The 20,584-nt window shown below is 66.8% G+C and carries 20 protein-coding genes; 12 read left to right on the top strand and 8 right to left on the bottom strand.

Annotated features, from left to right (window positions below; all coding sequences use genetic code 11):
• Positions 1–1,341 carry a dihydrolipoamide acetyltransferase family protein gene (locus CPH63_RS04475; RefSeq protein ID WP_096301754.1) on the top strand — a complete coding sequence of 447 codons (1,341 nt, stop codon included), beginning with the start codon at positions 1–3 and terminating at the stop codon, positions 1,339–1,341.
• Positions 1,342–2,228: 887 nt separating this feature from the next.
• Positions 2,229–4,070: a thioredoxin-like domain-containing protein gene (locus tag CPH63_RS04470; RefSeq protein WP_096301753.1), complete on the top strand. Its 1,842-nt coding sequence runs from the start codon at positions 2,229–2,231 to the stop codon at positions 4,068–4,070.
• Positions 4,071–4,115: 45 nt separating this feature from the next.
• Here CPH63_RS04470 and CPH63_RS04465 read toward each other — a convergent pair whose 3' ends face one another.
• The 3 genes from CPH63_RS04465 to serA all read right to left on the bottom strand — a co-directional run bounded on the left by CPH63_RS04465 (position 4,116) and on the right by serA (position 8,291).
• Positions 4,116–4,949 (bottom strand): tyrosine-protein phosphatase, encoded by an 834-nt coding sequence (locus CPH63_RS04465; protein WP_197704570.1) that lies wholly within the window; start codon positions 4,947–4,949, stop codon positions 4,116–4,118.
• 121 nt (positions 4,950–5,070) lie between these two features.
• Positions 5,071–6,903: an acyl-CoA dehydrogenase gene (locus CPH63_RS04460; protein ID WP_096301752.1), complete on the bottom strand. Its 1,833-nt coding sequence runs from the start codon at positions 6,901–6,903 to the stop codon at positions 5,071–5,073.
• 176 nt (positions 6,904–7,079) lie between these two features.
• Positions 7,080–8,291, bottom strand: a complete 1,212-nt coding sequence (gene serA, locus CPH63_RS04455; RefSeq protein WP_096301751.1) for a phosphoglycerate dehydrogenase — start codon at positions 8,289–8,291, stop codon at positions 7,080–7,082.
• Between the two features lie 455 nt (positions 8,292–8,746).
• Here serA and CPH63_RS04450 point away from each other — a divergent pair, with 455 nt between their 5' ends.
• Entirely contained in the window at positions 8,747–9,223 is a 477-nt protein-coding gene (locus CPH63_RS04450) for a MarR family winged helix-turn-helix transcriptional regulator (protein ID WP_096301750.1), read from the top strand.
• A 38-nt stretch (positions 9,224–9,261) separates the two neighbouring features.
• Here CPH63_RS04450 and csrA read toward each other — a convergent pair whose 3' ends face one another.
• From csrA to flgN, 5 genes are read right to left on the bottom strand one after another with little or no spacing between them, the layout of a single operon-like run.
• Positions 9,262–9,498 (bottom strand): carbon storage regulator CsrA, encoded by a 237-nt coding sequence (gene csrA / locus CPH63_RS04445; protein ID WP_091352301.1) that lies wholly within the window; start codon positions 9,496–9,498, stop codon positions 9,262–9,264.
• Between the two features lie 36 nt (positions 9,499–9,534).
• Positions 9,535–9,969, bottom strand: coding sequence for a flagellar assembly protein FliW (gene fliW / locus CPH63_RS04440; protein ID WP_157749273.1), 435 nt, complete (start codon positions 9,967–9,969; stop codon positions 9,535–9,537).
• An 8-nt stretch (positions 9,970–9,977) separates the two neighbouring features.
• Positions 9,978–10,865, bottom strand: a complete 888-nt coding sequence (locus CPH63_RS04435; protein WP_096301748.1) for a flagellar hook protein — start codon at positions 10,863–10,865, stop codon at positions 9,978–9,980.
• Positions 10,862–12,235 carry a flagellar hook-associated protein FlgK gene (gene flgK, locus CPH63_RS04430; RefSeq protein ID WP_096301747.1) on the bottom strand — a complete coding sequence of 458 codons (1,374 nt, stop codon included), beginning with the start codon at positions 12,233–12,235 and terminating at the stop codon, positions 10,862–10,864. The genes CPH63_RS04435 and flgK overlap by 4 nt, the downstream gene beginning before the upstream one ends.
• Entirely contained in the window at positions 12,232–12,735 is a 504-nt protein-coding gene (gene flgN, locus CPH63_RS04425; RefSeq protein WP_096304939.1) for a flagellar export chaperone FlgN, read from the bottom strand. Before flgN ends, flgK begins: the two co-directional genes overlap by 4 nt.
• A gap of 567 nt (positions 12,736–13,302) precedes the next feature.
• Here flgN and CPH63_RS04420 point away from each other — a divergent pair.
• From CPH63_RS04420 to fliF, 9 genes are all read left to right on the top strand, one after another.
• On the top strand, positions 13,303–14,214 hold the full coding sequence (locus CPH63_RS04420) for a sigma-70 family RNA polymerase sigma factor (RefSeq protein ID WP_197704569.1): 912 nt from the start codon (positions 13,303–13,305) through the stop codon (positions 14,212–14,214).
• Between the two features lie 135 nt (positions 14,215–14,349).
• Positions 14,350–15,174: a flagellin gene (locus tag CPH63_RS04415; protein WP_096301745.1), complete on the top strand. Its 825-nt coding sequence runs from the start codon at positions 14,350–14,352 to the stop codon at positions 15,172–15,174.
• 211 nt (positions 15,175–15,385) lie between these two features.
• A complete protein-coding gene (gene fliD, locus CPH63_RS04410) occupies positions 15,386–16,687 on the top strand; it encodes a flagellar filament capping protein FliD (protein WP_096301744.1) in 1,302 nt (433 codons plus the stop codon).
• Between the two features lie 127 nt (positions 16,688–16,814).
• The gene (fliS, locus tag CPH63_RS04405) at positions 16,815–17,237 is read left to right on the top strand and encodes a flagellar export chaperone FliS (protein WP_157749272.1); all 423 of its coding nucleotides are present in this window, start codon (positions 16,815–16,817) and stop codon (positions 17,235–17,237) included.
• Positions 17,188–17,583, top strand: coding sequence for a hypothetical protein (locus CPH63_RS04400; RefSeq protein WP_157749271.1), 396 nt, complete (start codon positions 17,188–17,190; stop codon positions 17,581–17,583). The genes fliS and CPH63_RS04400 overlap by 50 nt, the downstream gene beginning before the upstream one ends.
• A gap of 165 nt (positions 17,584–17,748) precedes the next feature.
• On the top strand, positions 17,749–18,090 hold the full coding sequence (locus tag CPH63_RS04395) for a flagellar basal body protein (protein WP_197704568.1): 342 nt from the start codon (positions 17,749–17,751) through the stop codon (positions 18,088–18,090).
• 5 nt (positions 18,091–18,095) lie between these two features.
• On the top strand, positions 18,096–18,515 hold the full coding sequence (locus CPH63_RS04390) for a flagellar basal body rod protein FlgC (protein WP_096301740.1): 420 nt from the start codon (positions 18,096–18,098) through the stop codon (positions 18,513–18,515).
• A 26-nt stretch (positions 18,516–18,541) separates the two neighbouring features.
• The gene (gene fliE, locus CPH63_RS04385; protein WP_096301739.1) at positions 18,542–18,889 is read left to right on the top strand and encodes a flagellar hook-basal body complex protein FliE; all 348 of its coding nucleotides are present in this window, start codon (positions 18,542–18,544) and stop codon (positions 18,887–18,889) included.
• Positions 18,889–20,523, top strand: coding sequence for a flagellar basal-body MS-ring/collar protein FliF (gene fliF / locus CPH63_RS04380; protein ID WP_096301738.1), 1,635 nt, complete (start codon positions 18,889–18,891; stop codon positions 20,521–20,523). Before fliE ends, fliF begins: the two co-directional genes overlap by 1 nt.
• Positions 20,524–20,584: the final 61 nt, after the last annotated feature.

The raw sequence follows: 20,584 nt of genomic DNA, 5'->3' as shown, positions 1-20,584 counted from the left end.
ATGTTGGAGACGCAGCAGGTCAAGCAGTTCCTGATGCCCGACGTCGGGGAGGGGCTGACCGAGGCCGACATCATCACCTGGTCGGTCCAGCCCGGTGACACGGTCGAGGTGAATCAGGTGATCGTCGAGGTGGAGACGGCCAAGGCGGCGGTCGAGTTGCCGTCCCCGTTCACCGGGGTGGTGGTCGAACTGCACGCCGCCGCCGGGGAGACGGTCGACGTCGGGCGCCCGATCATCTCGATCGCCGTCGGAGCGGCGGCCGAGCAGCCGGCCCAGACCGAGCAGCCCGAGCGGGTCGAACGGCAGCCCGTCCTGGTCGGGTACGGACCCCCCACGGAGACCGCTCCCGGCCGCCGTCGGCGCGGACCGACAACGAGTCATCCGGGGACGCCGGCGCCCGCTCCGTCGAGCCCGGTGGCCGCTCCAGCCCCACCCGCCCCGGCTACCGCGGCTGTGCTCTCCACGCCACCGGTCCGGAAGCTGGCCAAGTCGCTCGGCGTCGACATCCGCGAGGTGGCGCCGACCGGTCCGCACGGGACGGTCTGCCGGGCCGACGTCGAGCAGGCGGCCGGGCGGCAAGGCGGTCAGCCGGTCGCCGAAACACCGCCGCCGTTGAACGGACAGCCAGCAGGGGTGCGCGAGACCCGTATCCCGATCCGTGGCGTGCGCAAACACACCGCCGCGGCTATGGTCGCCTCGGCCTTCACCGCACCGCACGTCACCGAGTTCATCTCGGTGGACGTGAGCGCGATGATGAGCCTGCGCGACGAGGTGGCCGCCCGCCGCGAGTTCGCCGGGGTCAAGCTGAGCCCGCTCGTCTTCGTGGCTCGTGCGGTGACCCTGGCCGCGGCTCGCACGCCCGAGATCAACTCCAGCTGGGATGAGGCGGCGCAGGAGATCGTGCTGCATCACGACGTCAATCTGGGTATTGCGGCGGCCACCGAGCGCGGGCTGATCGTGCCGAATATCAAGCAGGCACAGTCCCTCAGCCTGCGCGATTTGGCGCTGGCCATCGACGAGCTGACCGGGGTCGCCCGGGCCGGACGGACGACACCGGCGCAGATGAGTGGGGGCACGCTGACCATCACCAACATCGGCCCGCTCGGAGTCGACACCGGTACGCCGATCATCAACCCCGGGGAGGCTGCGATCGTGGCTCTCGGGTCGATCGCCCGCCGGCCGTGGGTGGTTGGTCGAGATGCGTCCGAGCGCATCGAGCCGCGGTGGGTGGCTCAGCTCGCGGTCTCGTTCGACCATCGGTTGGTGGACGGTGAGCAGGGGGCGCACTTCCTGGTCGACGTCGCGGATGTGCTGCGCACTCCCGGTTTGGCGCAACTCTGAGCCGCAGCTGCCGATCAGTTGGATGGCAGCGTCGACGGCACGGGATCGAAACCGAACCTGAACCGAATCAGTCAGCTCACAAGGCTGGCTCGACGCTGCCATTTGCATTCTCTGGAGCATCGCACCATCACTTTGTTAAGGAAATGCCGAGTGAAAGCAATGTGAAGTAGGCCAACACAAGCTAGACACCCTAATGGATCTGTGCCATGATTTGTTCTGCACCAAAACAAATTAATTGCAGTTGCAACTAAGGAACGACTGAAGACCAGCACGAATTGCCCGGTGGTCATCAACGCGATCCGAGTGCGCCTCAGTCAGCGAGAAACCGTGCCGGTTGATTTCCGGTATTGATCCCGGACTGTGCGGACATGCACTGTCTGGATCCACCTCCACCGTTGGAATCAAAGTCCTTCGGCGGTCACATACTCGTGATCGCAAGCTTCGCTTGCCTTCACGCCATAGCCAATGCGACTTACTTCCGAAGTCGCATGGGAGATCTGGCGTTGTATCCCCCCAGCACAACGTCAGGTCAATGACTCGCGTTAGTTCTCCCCTGTACTTGCGCGAGTCAATGCCGCAGGCCGTCCCCCCGAACGGCCGATGGCAGCTGCTCAACCCTGACGCAACCATGAGTCGCCCCCCGACGGCACATGGCTGTGTTGGGCCTTCCGGCCCCCGTCACCCTGTGACGGGGGCCGGTTCAATTTCCGGGTCTCAATGCGCCGCTGGGCGGCCGGTCGTTCACGCAACCTCCGTCCGGGGCACTGCTTTGTCTGTCGAAGTACCGCTCTCCGCGCCGGAACCGGTTCTTGGAAGGACAAGGCGGGGACACGGGACAGGGCGAGAAGCGGGGGGTCGGCTAGCGGGCTGGCTAGCATGGGGAGGTCATGCAGCGATTCCGAGTCCGTGCCCCCGAGCTGCGCACCGACGGCGAGTGGATCAACACCGAAGAGCCGTTGACGCTGGCCGGGCTGCGCGGCCGCGTGGTTCTGCTGGACTTCTGGACATCAGGCTGCGTCAACTGCCTGCACGTCCTGGACGAGCTGCGACCCCTCGAGGCCAAGCACCCGGACGAGCTCGTCGTCATCGGTGTGCACTCGCCGAAGTTCGCCCACGAGTCGACCCGGGCCAGCGTCGCCGCGGCGACCGCTCGTTACGGCATCCACCACCCGGTGCGCAGCGACCCGGCACTGACCCTCTGGAAGCAGTACGCGGTGCGGGCCTGGCCGACCCTGGTCCTCATCGATCAGCAGGGCTACGTCGTGGCCCAAGCGGCCGGCGAGGGGCAGGTGAGCTCGCTGGAGATGGTGATCGACGAACTGCTGAGCACCCCGACCGACTCCTCACCGCTCAGCCTCCGATCGCGCTCCGATCGGCCGGCCGGCACGCTCTACTTCCCGGCCAAGGTGATCGAGCTCCCGGCTGGCCGAAACGGCCGCGACGAGGCGTCGCTGCTGGTCGCCAATGCCGGCGGCCATTCACTCGTCGAGCTCGCCTTGGATGCCAAGACGGTGCTTCGCCGCATCGGTTCGGGGGAGCGGGGCCACCGCGATGGCCCCGCCGCCGACGCCCAGTTCGCCGAGCCGAACGGGCTCTGCCTCCTCCCCGCTGAACTCGCTCTCGGCTACGACGTGGTGGTGGCCGACACGGTGAATCACGTGCTGCGCGGCGTCCGGCTCAGCGACGGCGCGGTCATCCACACGATCGACCTGCCGGCCGAGCTGGCCGGCGCAACCACAGTCACCGGGCCGGTCCCCGCGGTGCTCTCGCCCTGGGACGTCGTCTGGTGGCCGCACCTCGGGCGCCTGGTCGTCGCCGCGGCCGGGGTACATCTGCTGCTCGCCGTAGATCCGGCGGCCGGGCAGACCGAGGTGCTGGCCGGCACCACCGTCGAGGGTCTCGGCGACGGGGACGCGCTGGATGGGTGGCTGGCCCAGCCGTCCGGATTCGCCGTGCAGGGCGAGCGGCTCTGGTTCGTCGACGCCGAGACCTCGGCGCTGCGCTACCTCGAGCTGGCCGAGGACGGGGCGGCGCAGCTGCACACCGTCGTCGGCGAGGGTCTCTTCGACTTCGGACACGTCGACGGGCCGGCGACCCAGGCCCGCCTGCAGCACCCGCTCGGGGTCACCCTGCTCACCGACGGCTCGCTGGCCGTCCTCGACACCTACAACTCCAGCGTGCGCCGCTACGATCCGCGCCGCGCCACCGTCTCGACGATCGCCCAGGGGCTAGCCGAGCCCAGCGGCGCCATCCTGCTCGGCGACGACCTGCTGGTGGTGGAGTCGGCGGCCAACCGGCTGACCCGCGTCCCGTTCGGCGAAGCGGTGCCCGGGACCGGCGATGAGCTGGTCAGCGGGGCGCGCCTGCAGACGAAGCGCCCCCCGAGCCAGATCAGCGACGAGGTGGTCGAGCTGCACGTCATGTTCGACGCGCCCCCGGGGCGCAAGCTCGATGACCGCGACGGGCCGGCCACCCGGCTGTCGGTGAGTGCCTCGCCACCGGAGCTGCTGCTCGACGGCGCCGGCGAGGGCAGCGCGCTGCAGCGTCGGCTGCGGCTGGCGCCGGGATTCACCGAGGGGGTGCTGCACATCAGTGCCCAGGCCGCCTCCTGCGACGACGATCCGTCGATCGAGTACCCGGCCTGCCATCTGGCCCGGCAGGACTGGGGAGTCCCGGTGACCCTGAGCCCGGACGGCTCGAGCGAGCTGGAACTGATCCTCTTCGGCTGAGGACGGCCGGCCTGGGGTGCGGGTCGAGGTCGGGTTGAGCCAGCTCTACTCCAGCAGGGCCGCCTCCAGCGCGGACTGGTCGATCTCGCTCCACCCGTGCCCGGCCAGCCACCCGGAGGCTCCGCCGACCTCCTCGTCCAGGCGCCGCAGCAGCGACCGCATCGTCTCCGCCCGCGGGCGGTGCTTGTCGATCTCGCCGTCGGCGACGTCACGGGCGTAGGTCGGTGAGGCACCCAGCCGGGCGAAGATCAGTTCGATCCGGTCGGCGGTGAGGGCGAAGTCGGCCACGATCTGCTCCGGCTCGACACCGAGGGCGGCCAGTGCCATCGCCACCACCACACCGGTCCGGTCCTTGCCGGCCGCGCAGTGCACGATGACCGCGCCGTCGGTTCGCCCGATCAGGCGTAGCGACGCGACGATGGAGTCCGGCCGATCGAGCAGGTAGCGCCAGTAGACGTCCACCGCGCCCCGGTTGGCGTAGTCGTGGTGGCTGTCGCGGATCTGCCAGGGCAGCAGCACCGGGTCGGCGGCGGTGAGCGCCGCCTCCACGGGATCGATCTCGTCGGCGGAATCCTCGGCGGCTGCGGCGTCGGTGTTCTGACCGGCCTCACTGAAGAGCGAGTTGTGCTCGATGAGGACACCCGGCTGGCGCGTCATCGGCCCCGGCCCCTCAGCACCAACCTCGTCGGAGGTGCGCAGATCTGAGACGGCCCGCACTCCCAGGTCCTCGATCAGCAGCCGTAGGTCCTTCGGCGAGAGGTCCTGCAGGTTGTCCGACCGGATCAGCCGACGGGAACGCACCCGGCGCCCGCCCGTGGTCGTCATCCCGCCGACGTCTCGGACATTGACCGCACCGTCGAGGTCAATCCACTGAGGCACTGAGCTTCCCTTCCCGTTCACGCTCGGTCAGCTACGAATCTAGGCGAACAGCAAAACGGGCGCCCACCCAGGATCAAGGTCCCGAGCGGCGCCCGTCTGCGGTTCGCCTGGATGCTGCTGCTTAGAAGGCGTCCTCGGAGAGTTCCATCAGCGAGTTGTCGGTCGACTCGGTGATGAGGCGGCGGGCCGTCAGCTCGGGCAGCACGGTGGCGCTGAAGAACTGCGAGACCGCGTACTTACCCTCGTAGAAGGCGCGGTCGGCGGCCGATACACCGTTCGCGTCGAGCTTGGTGAGCGCGACGGCGGCCTGGCGCAGCAGCAGGTAACCGACCATCAGGTCACCGGCCGACATCAGCAGGCGGGTGGTGTTCTGGCCGACCTTGTAGATGTTGCGGATGTCGTCCTGGGCGCTCATCAGCTGCTGGGTCATGAAACCGACCGAGGCACCGAAGTCCTCCAGCGCCTTCTGCAGGGCGGCACTCTGCTCCTTCAGACGTCCCTCGTCGGCGATCGAGGCGAGGAACGTGGTGATCTCCCCCGACAGGGCACCGAGTGCGGCCCCCTTGTTGCGGATGATCTTGCGGAAGAAGAAGTCCTGGCCCTGGATGGCCGTGGTGCCCTCGTAGAGGGTGTCGATCTTGGCATCCCGGATGTACTGCTCGAGCGGGTAGTCCTGCAGGTATCCGGAGCCACCGAAGGTCTGCAGCGCCTGGGCCAGCTGGTCGTAGGAACGCTCCGAGCCGACGCCCTTGACGATCGGCAGCAGCAGGTCGTTGATCGCCTCGTCGAGCGCGGTGTCGGAGCCGTTCTGCTCGCCGACCTGGATGCGATCCTGCGAGGAGGCGGTGTAGAGCACCAGCGAACGCAGCCCCTCGGCGTAGGCCTTGTTCAGCATCAGGCTGCGGCGCACGTCCGGGTGGTTGATGATCGTCACGCGCGGCGCGGCCTTGTCGGCGGCCTTGGTGAGGTCGGCCGACTGGACGCGGGTCTTGGCGTAGGCCAGCGCGTTCAGGTAGCCGGTGGAGAGGGTGGCGATGGCCTTCGTGCCGACCATCATGCGGGCGTTCTCGATGACCTGGAACATCTGCGCGATGCCGTCGTGGATGTCGCCGACGAGGTAGCCGACGGCCGGCTCCTTCTCACCGAAGCGCAGCTCACAGGTGGTGGAGGCCTTGAGGCCCATCTTGTGCTCGACGTTGGTGACGTAGGCACCGTTGCGCTCGCCGAGTTCGCCGGTCTCGACGTCGAAGTGGTACTTCGAGACCACGAAGAGCGACAGGCCCTTGGTGCCCGGCCCAGCGCCCTCGGGACGGGCCAGCACCAGGTGGATGATGTTCTCGGTCATGTCGTGCTCGGCCGAGGTGATGAAGCGCTTGACGCCCTCGATGTGCCAGCTGCCGTCGGCCTGCTCGATGGCCTTGGTGCGGCCGGCGCCGACGTCCGAGCCCGCGTCCGGCTCGGTGAGGACCATGGTGCAGCCCCACTGCCTGTCGACCATCAGCTGGGCGATCTTCTTCTGGGTGTCGTTGCCGTTGCGGTACAGAATGCCGGCGAACGGGGCACCGGCGGCGTACATGTGCAGCGCCGGGTTGGAGCCGAGGACCTGCTCGGCGACGGCCCAGGCGACCGAGTTCGGGACGCGGGTGCCGCCGAGCTCGGGGATACAGCTGAGCCGCCACCACTCGCCGTCCTGAAGGGCCTTGTAGGACTTCTTCAGCGACTCGGGGATCTTGACGGTGTTGGTGGCCGGGTCGAAGACCGGCGGGTGTAGGTCAGCGTCCGCGAAGGACTCGGCGAGTGGCCCCTCGGCGAGGCGGGCGATCTCGGGAAGGAGGCCGCGCACGGCGTCCTCGTCGATTCCCTCGAACACCTTCGGATCCCAGTTCGCGCTGGTACCTAGTACCTCGAAGAGGTTGAACTCGATGTCACGGACGTTGCTCTTGTAGTGGCCCATAGCGGGTGGCTCTCCCTGAATGATTGTGCAGATTCCGTCCAGGAGAGTTACCTGTGACGGTCCTTTTAGTTACTGACGGGTAACATAATCATAATTCCACTGAGGCGCGTGCGCAACTAGGCGACCGGTATACCGTGTCAGCCCTTATAGACCGTCTAAGAAGTCGGGCGCGCCGTCTAGGAGAGCGCGTTGAGTCGCACCGTCTCCGGCAGGGCCGTGAGTTCAGCGAGAATCTCCGGGGTGTAAGCGGCGGCGGTATCGGTTACCACGTACCCGAGTTCGCCACGGGTGCCGAGGAGCTGGGCCTCGACGTTGACCTTGTGCTCGGCGAACACCCCGTTAATTGTTGCCAATGCGCCCGGCACGTTGCGGTGAATCAGCATCAACCGGTGGCCGCCGGGCCGCTGCGGCAGCGCCACGCCGGGGAGGTTGATACTCAGCGCAGTGGAGCCGTCCAGCGCGAAGTCGCGGAACTTGCCGGCCACGAAGCGGCCGATGTCCTGCTGCGCCTCCTCGGTGGAACCACCGATGTGTGGGGTCAGGATGACGTTGGGCAGGCCCCGCAGTTCGGAGACGAACTCATCGCCGCGCCCCTTCGGTTCGACCGGGAAGACGTCGACCGCGGCACCGGCGATGTGGCCGGACTCCAGGTGCTCGCGTAGCGCGGCGTAGTCGACCACGAAGCCGCGGGAGAGGTTCAGGAAGAGCGAGCCCGCCTTCATCAGCGCGAACTCCTCCTCGCCGAAGAGGTCGTTGTTCGAGGCCCGTCCGTCGACGTGCAGGGTGACCACGTCGGACTGGGAGAGCAGCTCGGCCATCGTGGTGCAGCGCGAGGCGTTGCCCAACGCGAGCCGGTCTGCGGTGTCGAAGAAGAGGACTCGCATGCCGAGGTTCTCGGCCAGCACCGACAGCTGAGTGCCGATGTTGCCGTAGCCGATGATGCCGAGCGTGCGTCCGCGCACCTCGTGGGCGCCGTCGGCCGACTTGTCCCAGACCCCTTCGTGCATGAGGCGGTCTTTGATGGTGAGGCGGCGGGTCATCGAGATGATCTCAGCGATCGCCAGCTCGACGACACTGCGGGTGTTGGAGAAGGGCGCATTGAAGACGGTGACCCCCCGGGCCGAAGCCTCCTCCAGGTCGATCTGGTTGGTGCCGATGCAGAAGGCACCGATCGACTCGAGTTCGGTGGCCGCCTCCAGGACTCGGGCGGTGACGTTGGTCTTCGAGCGAATGCCCAGCAGCGTTACGCCGGCGATGCGCTCGATCAACTCGTCCTCGTCCAGGGCGCGGGCGACATTCTCAACCTGAAAGCCGGCGGCGGTGAGGATCGAGGTGGCGTCTGGGTGGACCTGCTCCAGCAGTAGGGCACGGACGGGGCTATCCGGCATGCGTCGATATGACACGCGACGTCCTTCAGAGGTGGGAGGCGGATCGGGCCACCCCAGTCTAGGTGCCGCCGCTGGCTGACTCGACCGAATAGCCGCCGCCCGGAGGGGGGCCGGAAAGGCGGCCGGAAAAGGGGGCCGCCCCCATCGCGGGGGGGTCGATGGGGGCGGCAGCTTATGGGCGACCCGCAGGTACGCGTCTATAGATCATTACACGGGGGGAGGTTACTTCTGCCGTGTTTCACAATCCGGCACGGCGCGCCCTAATGCGTGAACCACAGGGCAAGCCCCCCAACGCAAAGAGAATCGTACGCCGGTAAGTAGGAACTTTCTACATACCATTTGGTTTGGAAGTCGAGGTAACCGGGTTCTGAGCCGGTTCCGGTTTAGGCTTAGGGGCCGGTTTAACATCATTCTAGTTGCGTACGCAATCAACATAAGGGGCATTGTTCACTTAAATGGACGAAAACCGCTGGCTGACGCCGCCGGAGCAGCGGGCGTGGCGTGCCTACGTCGAGTCGGCGACTCTGCTGTTCGACGCCCTGGATCGGGATATGCAACAGGACGCCGGCATCCCGCACGCCTACTACGTCATTCTGGTCAGGCTGTCTGAGGCACCGGATCAGTCGATGCGGATGAGCGAACTGGCCGACGTCACCCGCTCCTCGCGCAGTCGCCTCTCGCACGCGGTGGCCCGGCTGCAGGAGCGGGGCTGGGTCGACCGGGTGGACTGTGAGACCGACCGCCGGGGCCAGGTCGCCCAACTGACACCACAGGGGCTGTCCGCGCTGGGCGAGGCCGCTCCGAAGCACGTCGAGGCGGTACGCGCTTACGTCATCGACCGGCTGAGCCCGGCTCAGCTGGCCGCGCTGGAGGAGATCGGTGACACCGTAATCGCCGGATTCACTGACCCCGAGGCCAGCGTCGCCAGCTAAGCCGGCCCAGCCAGAAGCGAGCCGAGCGAACTAGCGTCTCAGGCCGGCGGCCGGCGTTCGTTGAGTCGCAGCGCGTCGATCACGTCGTCGTCGGGGGATGCGGCGGACTGATTGGCCGCCTGTAGCTCGAGGTAGACCTCTTCACGATGCACTGCTACCGAGCGCGGTGCCTGAATTCCGATGCGTACCGCATCGCCGCGTACCTCGAAGATCGTGATGACAATGTCATCCCCAACCATCACGCTCTCACCGGAGCGGCGGGTAAGTATCAGCACGGGGAATCCTCCCGATAATGGTTCGGAAGGTTCAGATTACCGGTCGATGGCCTCTCGGAACGACAAACTCTCGTCATCGAGCACAACTTGCACAGCTCGACCGGTACTCCGGCAGAGTGCGATGGGGGCCCGGAGGTTCGCTGTGGCGTCGGAAATGCTCTTCTGAACGGTCAGAATCGCGAAGAGCAGAACGTCCGATTCGTCGGGCGCGCCGATGGTCGACAGCAGCGTTTCGTCGAGTTTCGGGGCGTACTGCGGGAAGAAGAGAGCCGGCGGCGTCAGGATGAACCGCAGTTCCGGCGAGGCCGCGGCCCGCAGCGAGAAGAACGCACCTGCGTCGTCGATGGTGCTCAGCGTGTAGATCTGCTCGTTCGGAAAGCCGGCGATCGGCTCGGCGAACTCGACCAGGGTCAGCGCACTGGCCGATCCGGTGAAGTCGGCCGGGTCGCCGTGGCTGACCTCGTGACTCATCGCCGCGCTCACTGGATGAAGTCCAGGAGGGAGCGCTGCGAGATCGTAGCGGTGGTCTGCAGGGCCGCTTGGTAGGCGGTGTTGGCCGACGTCACGTCGATCACCGTCTGCGGGAAGTCGATCTCGGAGACATCGGCGAGATTGACCTTCAGCTGGGTGGCCGCGGTATCGGCCACCGTCAGCGCGGTCTGCACCTGGTTGTAGGTGGCACCCTCGCTGGCCTGGCTCGCACTGAGGCTGTTGAGCTGATTGGTCAGCGCGGTGAGCTGCGTGCCGAGACTGGACGGGTTGGTGGTCAGCGCCGTCGAGATCGCGGTGAGCGTATCGAAGATGTTGCTGCCGTTGGCGCCGAAGACCGAGGTACCGGTCTGGTTGATCGTCACCGTGTTACCGGGGCCGATGGTGCGGGTTACCGCGCCGTTGTCACCCTGGTAGGTGCCGCTGCTGTCGTAGGCCACCGTGCCGGAGCTGGTGCCGCCGAAGACCAGCGCGCCGTTGTAGGTCGTATTCGCGACCGCCAGCAGGCCGCTGCGCAGCGAATCGATCTGCTGGGCGATGGCTCCGGCCGAGGCCGGAGTGCTGCCGCCGGTGCTCATGCCCTGCAGCACCAGGTCGTGGGCCTTCTGGACCTGCGTGACGATGCTGGAGTAAGCGGAGTCGGCGGTGGTCAGGAAGCCGATCGCGTCGTTGGCGTTCGCGGTGTACTGCGTGTTCCGCGAGATCTGCCCCTGCAGCGAGAGCGCGCTGATGGCGCCACCCGGGTTGTCCGAGGGCTTGGTGATCTGCTGCCCCGAAGAGAGCTTCGCCTGCTGCTCGGCCAGCCGCTGAGCGGCCGCCTGCACCCGTTGGATCGAGGCGTACTGCGTGGAGCCGGCGGTGATACGTAGCGCGGTCATAACCCGACCTTTCCAGTCCGGTTGATCAGAGTGTCGAGCATGTCGTCGACTGTGGTGAGTACTCGCGACGCCGCCTGGTAGGAGCGCTGGTACATGAGGAGGTTGGTGACCTCTTCGTCGTAGTTGACGCCCGAGTTGGACTGCCGGGTGGCGTCGATGTTGGTGGTCACCGAGTCCTGGATGGTCTGCTGCTGGGTCGCCAGGGCGCTCATCGAGCCGACGTCGCCGACCAGGTTCACGTAGGTGGTGCTGGCACTGCCCGGCTGGGTGGCCAGGTTCGCGATCGTGGTGGCCTGTGTGCCGTCATTGTTACCGGTCGCGCTGGCGCTGGCGCTGGCTGCGAGTTCGGCCGGATCGGTGATGGCGACGCCGATGGTGGCGGCGGTGGTGCCGGAGAAGAAGGCGCCACCGGCGACTCCGTTGGCGTCGTAGCCGGCCTGGTGCGCGGCGTTGACCGTGCTCGCCAGTGTCGCCGCGACGTTGTCGAGTTTCGCCTGGTACGCCGGGACGGTGACCGTGATGCCGGTGACGAGGGCGCCGGCGGCACCGGTCGTCATGGTGGCGACGGTGCCGTTTACCGTGACCTGCGAGGTCGGGTCGATGGCCAGCGTGCTCACCGTGTTGCCGGTGACCAGGGCCTGTCCGCCGACGGTGACATCCGCCGTGCCGTCGGAGTTGATGGTGGCCGTGCCACCCACCGACTTGGCCAGGTCGGCCAGGATCATGTCCCGCTGATCGGCCAGCGCGTTGGTGTTCTGCCCGGTGCTCGAGGCGACCTTGATCGCCGCGTTGAGCTGCCCGAGCTGGGTGGCCGAGTTCTGCGCCGCCGTCACCGTGGAGGAGAGCTGCGAGGTGAGCGTGGCCGAGGTGTCGGCCAGGTTCTGGGCGGCCGTGTTCAGGGACGTGGTCACCGCGGTTCCGGCCGAGAGGACGGCCTGGCGCAGAGCGGTGGAGGCGGTGCCACTGGCGTTCGGCTGGTTCGCCAGCGCCGACCAGGACTGGAAGTAGGTGTCGAGCTGGGCCGAGAGGCCGGAGGTGGTCGGCTCCGGGAAGGCGGTCTCGATGGCCGAGGCCGTGGAGGCCGCGGTCGCGAGGTAGCTCGACCGGGAGTTCTCCAGGCGGTCGCGGGCATCGATGACAGGGTCGTTCAACCGTGAGGTGCCGCTGATCGCCACGCCCTGGTCACCCCTCTGCCGCGATACGTATATAGAAGGTACGTTGCTGACCGGTCCAACCGAGACCTGATCGGCGCGCTGGCGCGTGTAGCCGGTGGTGTTGGCGTTGCTGATGTTCTGTCCGGTGACGTCGAGGCCGTAGCTGGCCGCGCCGAGTGCGTTGTTGGCCCGCACCAGGCTCCCGAAGCCGGTCATGCCTGCTCGTCCACGATCAGCGGACCACGGGTCCGGGTGACGGCTTCGCCGCGGGCGTCGTAGGTGCCGGCCTCGGCGCGCAGGCTCATCAGAGTCTCACGCACCGACCGGGCACCCGCCGCGAGCAGCTGGTGGTTCTCGGCCGTGATCGCCCGAACCTCGGCCACCAGGCCGGCGAGCGCACTGCGGTGCTCAGCCAGCAGGGTCTGCCACGGCTCCGGCGACCCGTCGATGATTGACGAGAGCGTCGGTGCCGATAGGAGCCCCAGCCCCTCGGCGAGGTGGTCGACCTCGGCGGCGCGCAGTACCTCGATACCGCGCAGTTCGCCGAGGACGGTCTCGACCTCGCGGTTGGCGTGTGCCAACCAGCGGGTCGCCCCGTCTGTGAGGATGAGTCGCTCCTCGGTCAGTTTGAACAGAAGCAGATCCAGTAGTTCGCGTTCACGCCAGAGCATGCTGCTCACTGCTGAATAGGACTGCGCGTTGTCGCTGCTAGTCATGAGATTCCCTCGCTGATGATTGCCCACAAATGAACCATCGCCGGACGTCTGTCAAATCTTAGCGATCTGGGCACTTTAGATTCGCCGACCGCACTGCATATAGAGCAGTAGGAGAGACGCCTCGTCGGACGTAGGCCGGCCGGGATGTGAGATCGGCATGATGTGAGACCCGATCAGCCCGTCGGCCGCCGTGAAGTAGACGTGAGCCGATACCCCGATTAGGGGTAGGGACACCCCTAAAGATCGAGCTACTCACGGGTCCTGTAAAGGTTTTTGGCCGGGCATATGCCTCAGAATCGGACGAAACGCCGAGCTCATGTAAATTACATCTCAGTTGAACTTGACGTGCTACCCGGCAGCCTTAATGCTACTCACGTCGACTTAACACCGACACGGTCGCTCTCGGGAAGAGCGGCTGCGGCTCTCGGGAGAGCCGCATGACGCTCCGGGAAGAGCGTCGGCACCACACCGCACCACTTAGCTCCACGTAGTACTCGGGGAAGTAACTGGGGAAGTAAATAGGCGCCTCGCAGAGTCGCCTTCCAGCCTGGTCCCAATGGAGGAATCGTGGAATCCCACGCCCCCGCGCTTGCACGTCCGTCCGCGACTGAGGTCGACGCGATGGTCACCGCCAACCTCGCTCTGGTCGGTCACCTGGTCCGCGAGACCCTTGGCCGCGTCCCTGCCCATGTAAGCCGTGACGAGCTGACGTCCGCCGGACTCTTCGCCCTCGTCGTGAGCGCCCAGAACTTCGATGACTCGCGCGGCGTGCCCTTCGCACGCTTCGCTGCGATCCGAATCCGCGGCGCGCTGATGGATGAACTGCGCGGCCTCGACTGGGCCAGCCGCTCCGTCCGTGGCCGGGCCCGCCAGGCCGACACCGTTCGGGCCCAGCTGGCCTCCACCCTGGGCCGCAGCCCGAAGCCGGAGGAGGTCGCCCAGGCAATGGGCGTCACCGTCGCCGAGGTCGACTCGATCGACCACGACGTACAGCGTGCCTCCGTACTCAGCCTGCAGGGCTTCGCTCCGAACAGCGGACCGGAGCTTCTCTCCGACGCCGCCGTCGGTCCGGAGGCTCTGCTCGTCCAGCGCGAGCAGATCGGCTACCTGCACGACGCGATCGCCGAGCTCCCGGAGCGTCTGCGCACGGTCGTCGAGGACTACTTCTTCTCCGAGCGCAAGATGAGCGACATCGCCGCCGAGCTCGGGGTCACCGAGTCCCGCGTCTCGCAGATGCGGGCCGAGGCCCTGAAGATCCTGCGCGACGGGATGTCCACCGCCATGGAGCCGGCCGACGACGAGCTGGCCACCGCCCGCAAGACCAACGCCCGCGCCGAGGGCAGTGCCCGCCAGGCCGCGCAGCGCGCCGCCTACGCCACCGCCGTCGCCACCCGCAGCACCCTCTCGGCCCGGTTGGCCATGACCAACGCCCTCGGCGAGGTCCAGGGTGCCCCGTTCGGCCTCGCACAGAGTGGCTGAGCAACAAAAATAAGCTCATCAGCGGCTTAAGTCTGCAACGACGCCGCCGATGCTATAGATGTACCGCCCCACGGATGGGACGGTAAAGCCCAACCCCCCGGGCGAACCAGACTCAATCATTCAGGAGGAATAACAATGAGTCTTCGTATCAACACCAACACCGCGGCAATGGACGCCTACCGCAGCCTCAGCACCAACCAGGCCAACCTGCAGGACGCGTTCCAGAAGCTCTCCTCCGGTCTGCGCATCAACAAGGCAGCCGACGACGCTTCCGGCCTGGCCATCAGCCAGGGCCTGACCAGCCAGATCAACGGACTGACCCAGGCTGTCAGCAACGCCAACGACGGCATCAACGTCGCCCAGATCGCTGATGGCGCCATGGCCACTCAGCAGTCCATCCTGCAGCGCATGAACACGCTCGCCGTGCAGGCCTCCAACGGCACCCAGGACACGAACTCGCTGGCCGCAATCCAGTCCGAGGTCGTCGCCCTGAACGCGCAGCTCGACAGCATCTCCGCCAGCACCGCTTTCGGCGGCAAGACGCTGCTCGACGGCGCCAACAGCCCGATGGTGTTCCAGGTTGGTGCCACCTCGGCGTCCACCGACCAGGTCACCCTCACGCTGTCGGCGACCGACTCGACGACCCTCGGTACCTCGGGTGTCGACATGAGCACCACCTCTGGTGCCCAGGCTGCCCTCGCCACCATCGCGACCGCTCTGACGACCCTGTCGACGGACCGCGCGGGTGTCGGTGCCACGCAGAACCAGCTCAACTACACGGTGAGCAACCTGCAGAGCACCATCCAGAACGTCACCGCATCGCGCTCGAACATCACCGATGCAGACCTGGCGACCGAGGTCACCACCATGACCCAGGCCCAGATCCTGACGTCCGCGGCTACCTCGGTGCTGGCTCAGGCCAACTCCGCGCCGCAGTCCATCCTCAAGCTGCTCCAGTAGTCCTTAAGAGCCAGTAGAGGTGTTCGTGGAGCAGGTGGCTTTCCCCCCAGCCGAGTCGCCTGCTCCACGGACGGACCGCTTCATCACTGAACTTCACGAATCCCCTGATTCTGCAGGGCATCGCGGCTAGTTCCGCTAGTTCCGCTAGTTCCGCGTCCGTGACGCTTCACCTGTTCGCCTGACTTTTGCAATACCACCTAGGGAGCCGACAATGGCAGCCTTCAGCATCTCGGGCCTGGCCTCGGGCATCGACACCGCCTCGCTGATCTCTCAGCTGATGGTCGTCGCCGCCGCGCCGCAGACCCAGTTGAAAACTCAACTCAACACCGAGAACAGCGTGATCGCCGCCTACCAGGCCATCAACACCAAGATCGCTGCTGTGCAGACCGCCGCCGAGGCCCTGAAGTCCGCCTCGACGTGGTCAGCCGCCACGGTCGCCTCCTCGAACACCTCCGTGGTTGCCACGGCTTCGGCCACCGCCGCTGCCGGCTCCTCGGCCACCTTCGACGTCACCCAGGTCGCCCGCGCCCAGACGAGCACCTTCGCCACCGCTGGCGGAGTCGTCATCAGCGGCACGCCGCCGAACTTCACCATCACCACCGGTGGGAACACCACCTCGATCACCGCCGCGTCGGGAACCCCAGCCGCGGTCGCCGCCGCGATCAACTCGGCCGGTGTCGGGGTGCGCGCCTCCGTGGTGAACACCGACGCCGGCCCGATTCTGCAGCTCACCTCGACCGGAACCGGCACCGCGAACTCCTTCACCACGAGCGGCTTGGACAGCCCCCAGCAGGATGTCGTCACCGCCCAGAACGCGCAGATCACCGTCGGCGACCCGAACAACGGTGGCTACACGGTGTCGAGCTCGACCAATACTTTCACCGATGTCATCCCCGGCGTCACCTTCACGGTGAGCTCGCTGGCGACCGGCGTCAACCTCTCCCTCAGCAGTGACTCGGCCGGAATGAGCAGCAAAGTTCAGGCTCTTGTCGACTCGGTGAACGCCGCCTTCACGATCATCGGCCAGGCCACCGCCCAGGGCGGCATCCTGCCCAGCGACTCGCTCTCCACCAAGTTGCAGCAGTCGCTGCTGTCGACGGTGGCCCAGGGTTTCAGTGGCGGCAGCTTCAACCAGTACGGCGTCACGCTCACCTCGACCGGCCAGGTCACCTTCGACTCGGCCGCGTTCGCGAACGCGTATTCGGCTGACCCGGCCGGTACCCAGGCCGCGCTCGGGACCGCCCTCGGCGGCGCCTACGACACGCTCGGGATCGCCGCGACCGACTCGGTCAAGGGCTCACTCACCCTCGCGGTGAAGAACGACCAGGCGACGGCCGCCGACTACACCAAGCAGATCAGCAAGTGGGACAGCAAGCTGGCCGACATGCAGACCGCCCTGACCGCGAAGTACTCGGCCATGGAGTCGGCGCTGTCCAAGCTGCAGTCGGAGTCGACCTGGCTCACCTCGACGCTGGCCAGCATCGACGGCAGCAAGAGCTCCTCCAGCTCGTAACACCGCGGCGGTGCTCGATCGTCGACTCAACCTGACGATCCGGCACCGCATCTGCATGATTCACCGGCTTTTACAGACTTCCAGAGTCTCGCGACTCTTCGACGCACGGCGAAAGTGAGGAATGATCGTGGCATCCGACGACGCACGCGCGCGATACCTGTCCGACCGCGTACTGACGGCCTCACCGGCCCAGCGGGTCGTCATGCTCTACGACCGCCTCGGCCTGGACATCACCCGCGCCCGCGCGGCCCACGAGGCCGACGATGCGACGCTCGCCGCCACGCACGTCTCGCACGCCGTTCAGATCGTCGCCGAACTCCGCTCCAGCCTCAACATCACGACGTGGAAGGGCGCGCAGGATCTGGCGTCGCTCTACAGCTACCTGCTGGTCAAGCTGCTCGACGCCGGCCGCCCGGAGGGCGCCGAACTCCTCCCGCACCTGGCCACCATCGTGCTGGACCTGCGTACCGCGTGGGGGCAGGCCGCTGATGACCTCAGCGATGAGCGCACCCACGCCGCCGGTGGCCACCTCGCCGGACGAGTGGCCTGAGATGAGCGCCCAGCGCTCTTGGCTAGACGTACTAGCCATCCTCGAGGCCCACGCCGACACCACCGAACTGCTGCTCAACACCAGCCCGATCGCCCCGAGCCCATCGGTCAACGGGCAGCCGGCCCCCGAGGGTCTGGCCCCGTGGAACTGGGCGCCCCCGAGCCGCGACGCACTGCCGCCGCTGCCGCCGGTGCTCGCCGACCGGGCGACCGCGATCCGCGACCGCATGGACGCCCTCCAGCTTCGGATCTCCGAGGAGATTGACGCGCTGCCGCCGTCCCTCGGCCACCACCGCAGCCGGCACCGCGAGCCCAATCCGTCGTCATACATCGACCTCGTTGTATAGCTCGTCGTATAGCTCGTTGTATAGGCGGTAGCGACCCGCGGATCATCCGCGAATTTTCTCCGATTGGCGCTCAAGTCCGGCCCGGCGAGGCCGATGAATGAGGTTGAGCACGGATTGCTCGCCATCAGCCAAAGGAATGGCGAAACCCATCGGAGGTTTCGCATCGTGCTCGACGACGTCACGTCGGTGACACTGCAAGCGGCCATGACCGGCCTCGCGCAGCGCCAACGAGTAACTGCCAACAACATCGCCAACGTCGAGACGTCTGGCTACATAGCCCAGCGCGTCTCCTTCGAGGACAGCCTGGCCAGTGCGTTCAACGCCGGCAACCCTGCCTCGACCGTTGTGCAGCAGACAGCCTCCACCGACAACTCCGGTGTGAACGGCAACAACGTCAACCTCAGTTCTGAGATCGTCATCGATGAAGAGACGACCATGCAGAACCAGCTCGTCGCCGGCGCCTTGACCGCCAAGTACGGGCTGATCAGCACTGTTCTGCAGGGCTGATCCCGATGCCACTCTTTGACGCGATCTCGACCACGGGCACCGGTATGGAGACATACCAGACGTGGCTCGACACCATCGCCAACAACATCGCCAACATCAACACCGTGAGCCCGACCTCCGGCCCGGCGTTTCAGGCGACCTACGTGCAGGCGGCCGCGAACGGTGCCGGTTCGACCGGTGTCGGCACCGGCGTGCACGTCGAGAAGCTCGCCCAGGGCTCAGCCGAAGGGCGTGTCACCTACGACCCGAGCAGCCCGGTCGCCGACAAGGACGGCTATGTCCGCCTTCCCGACATCGACATGGGTGAGCAGATGGGCAACATGATCATGGCCCAGCGAGCGCTGCAGGCCAACGCCGCCGTCGTCGACCGCGCCAAGCAGTGCTACCAGGCCGCGCTCGACATCGGCAAGAACGCTCGATCCTGATTCCCCCTACTTTCTAAGGCTCCCTCATGACTATCCCCGCCATCGGTGCGATCTCCGCTGCTCTTCCCTCGACCACTTCGGTCGCCGACCTCTCCGGCCTCACCGGCACGGCCAGCGCCGCACCGGCGACCACCGGGACGTCGGCCGCCTCCGGCACCTCGTTCGGCGACATGCTCTCGAACGGGCTGAACTCGGTGCAGGCCGCCCAGAGCAACGCAGACAACCTGGCCGTGCAGGCGGCGACCGGTCAGCTGACCAACGTCGCCGACTACACCATCGCCGCGACGCAGGCCTCGCTGATGACCAGCCTGGCCTCGACGCTGCGCACCAAGGCCGTCGACGCTTTTAACCAGGTCATGGGGATGCAGGCCTGATGAAGGACCAACTTCTGGGGTTCCTCCAGCGTGTCTGGAATGGCTTCCTCGCCTTCTCACCGGGGCAGAAGGCGGTGTCGATCGTCGCCCTGCTCGCCGTCACCATCGGCGGCTACGTCTTCACCCAGTGGGCGGCCAAGCCGACCTACTCGCCGCTGTTCACCAACCTCTCGGCCACCGACGCCAGCGCCATCATCGACAAGCTGAACACCAACAAGGTTCCGTACCAGCTCGCCGCCGGTGGCACCGAGATCGACGTTCCGCAGGCCAACCTCTACGCGCAGCGCCTGGCGATCAGCGCGGCCGGCCTACCCTCCTCGGGCTCCAGCGGCTACAGCCTGCTGGACAAGGAGGGCGTCACCACCTCGGACTTCAAGCAGCAGGTCGACTACCAGCGCGCCGTCGAGGGCGAACTCTCGATGACCATCAAGTCGATCCAGGGCGTCAACGCCGCGGCCGTTCACCTCGCGATCCCGCAGCAGGACGTCTTCAACGACGGGACGGTGAAGACCACCGCATCGGTGCTGCTCACCACCGCCCCCGGCACGACGCTGAACAGCGGGCAGGTGCAGTCGGTCGTCAATCTCGTCGCCAACAGCGTTCCGGGTCTGGCCACCGCCGACGTCACCGTCTCGGACTCGACCGGGAAGGTGCTCTCCGCTGGGGATGGCACTGACTCCTCGACCAGCGCCGATACCCAGACCGCGGCCACCAAGGACTACAACAGCCGGCTCTCCAGCTCGCTGCAGACGATGCTCGATCAGCTCGTCGGGGCCGGCCACTCGTCGGTCATCGCCAACGCGCAGCTGAACTTCGACAAGACCGACTCCTCCTCCAAGACCTACGTCTACACGCCGGGCACGCCGCCGACCTCGGAGTCGACGACCAACGAGGCCTACACCGGAACCGGCAACGCCGGCGGTGGCATCCTCGGCGCCGGTGGCACGTCGGCTGCGCAGCAGTCGGCGGTAAGCGTCGCCGGCACGTCGGCCAGCAGCGCCACCGCCAACGGTGCCTACAGCAAGACCAGCGACACCAAGGACAACGCCGTCGGGACGGTAACGACGAACACCGTCGCCGCCCCGGGCGCGGTCAGCAAGCTCAACGTCGCCGTGGTGCTGGACAGCAGTGTCCCCAACGTCAACAAGACCGCGATCACCAACCTGATCACCTCGGCCACCGGGTTGAACCCGGCCCGCGGCGACCAGCTGGCCATCGAGGCGATGCCCTTCGACACCAGCGCGGCCAAGCAGGCGGCTCAGGCCTCGGCCACCGCCGACGCCGCAGCCAAGGCCGCGGCGAAGAAGGCCCAATTCAACTCGATGCTGCGTACCGGTGGCCTGGTGGTGCTCGTGTTGGCCGTCATCATCGGAACTCTGATCGCCGGTCGACGCCGCCGCAAGGCCGCCGAACGAGCGGCGCTGGAGGAGCCCGACGAGATGGACGACCTGATCCACCAGCTGCAGTACGAGACGCCGCAGGAGGTCATCGTCGAGCCGTCACCATCGCTCACCCAGGCCTCCGCCGGGCAGGAGGAGCTGGCCAACCAGCGCCGAGTGCTGGTGAGCCTGGCCGAGAACCAGCCTCAGGACGTCGCCCGAGTCATGCGTAGCTGGCTCAGCTCCAACAATTAGTAGAGAAACACAGCACGATCCCGTTCGACCCGCTCGACCCGACAAGCAAGGGATGTAACCC

Source organism: Jatrophihabitans sp. GAS493 (assembly GCF_900230215.1).
Lineage (GTDB): Bacteria > Actinomycetota > Actinomycetes > Mycobacteriales > Jatrophihabitantaceae > MT45.
The sequence above is the reverse complement of the archived record's forward strand: the minus strand, read 5'-3'. Positions and strand labels throughout refer to the sequence as shown.

What these genes read in the sequence shown, in the direction of transcription:
- CPH63_RS04475 (WP_096301754.1), top strand. Translation starts at nt 1, where the DNA reads ATGTTGGAGACGCAGCAGGTCAAGCAGTTCCTGATGCCCGACGTCGGG.
- CPH63_RS04470 (WP_096301753.1), top strand. Translation starts at nt 2,229, where the DNA reads ATGCAGCGATTCCGAGTCCGTGCCCCCGAGCTGCGCACCGACGGCGAG.
- CPH63_RS04460 (WP_096301752.1), bottom strand. Translation starts at nt 6,903, where the DNA reads ATGGGCCACTACAAGAGCAACGTCCGTGACATCGAGTTCAACCTCTTC.
- serA (WP_096301751.1), bottom strand. Translation starts at nt 8,291, where the DNA reads ATGCCGGATAGCCCCGTCCGTGCCCTACTGCTGGAGCAGGTCCACCCA.
- CPH63_RS04450 (WP_096301750.1), top strand. Translation starts at nt 8,747, where the DNA reads ATGGACGAAAACCGCTGGCTGACGCCGCCGGAGCAGCGGGCGTGGCGT.
- fliW (WP_157749273.1), bottom strand. Translation starts at nt 9,969, where the DNA reads ATGAGTCACGAGGTCAGCCACGGCGACCCGGCCGACTTCACCGGATCG.
- CPH63_RS04435 (WP_096301748.1), bottom strand. Translation starts at nt 10,865, where the DNA reads ATGACCGCGCTACGTATCACCGCCGGCTCCACGCAGTACGCCTCGATC.
- flgK (WP_096301747.1), bottom strand. Translation starts at nt 12,235, where the DNA reads ATGACCGGCTTCGGGAGCCTGGTGCGGGCCAACAACGCACTCGGCGCG.
- flgN (WP_096304939.1), bottom strand. Translation starts at nt 12,735, where the DNA reads ATGACTAGCAGCGACAACGCGCAGTCCTATTCAGCAGTGAGCAGCATG.
- CPH63_RS04415 (WP_096301745.1), top strand. Translation starts at nt 14,350, where the DNA reads ATGAGTCTTCGTATCAACACCAACACCGCGGCAATGGACGCCTACCGC.
- fliD (WP_096301744.1), top strand. Translation starts at nt 15,386, where the DNA reads ATGGCAGCCTTCAGCATCTCGGGCCTGGCCTCGGGCATCGACACCGCC.
- CPH63_RS04400 (WP_157749271.1), top strand. Translation starts at nt 17,188, where the DNA reads ATGAGCGCACCCACGCCGCCGGTGGCCACCTCGCCGGACGAGTGGCCT.
- CPH63_RS04390 (WP_096301740.1), top strand. Translation starts at nt 18,096, where the DNA reads ATGCCACTCTTTGACGCGATCTCGACCACGGGCACCGGTATGGAGACA.
- fliE (WP_096301739.1), top strand. Translation starts at nt 18,542, where the DNA reads ATGACTATCCCCGCCATCGGTGCGATCTCCGCTGCTCTTCCCTCGACC.
- fliF (WP_096301738.1), top strand. Translation starts at nt 18,889, where the DNA reads ATGAAGGACCAACTTCTGGGGTTCCTCCAGCGTGTCTGGAATGGCTTC.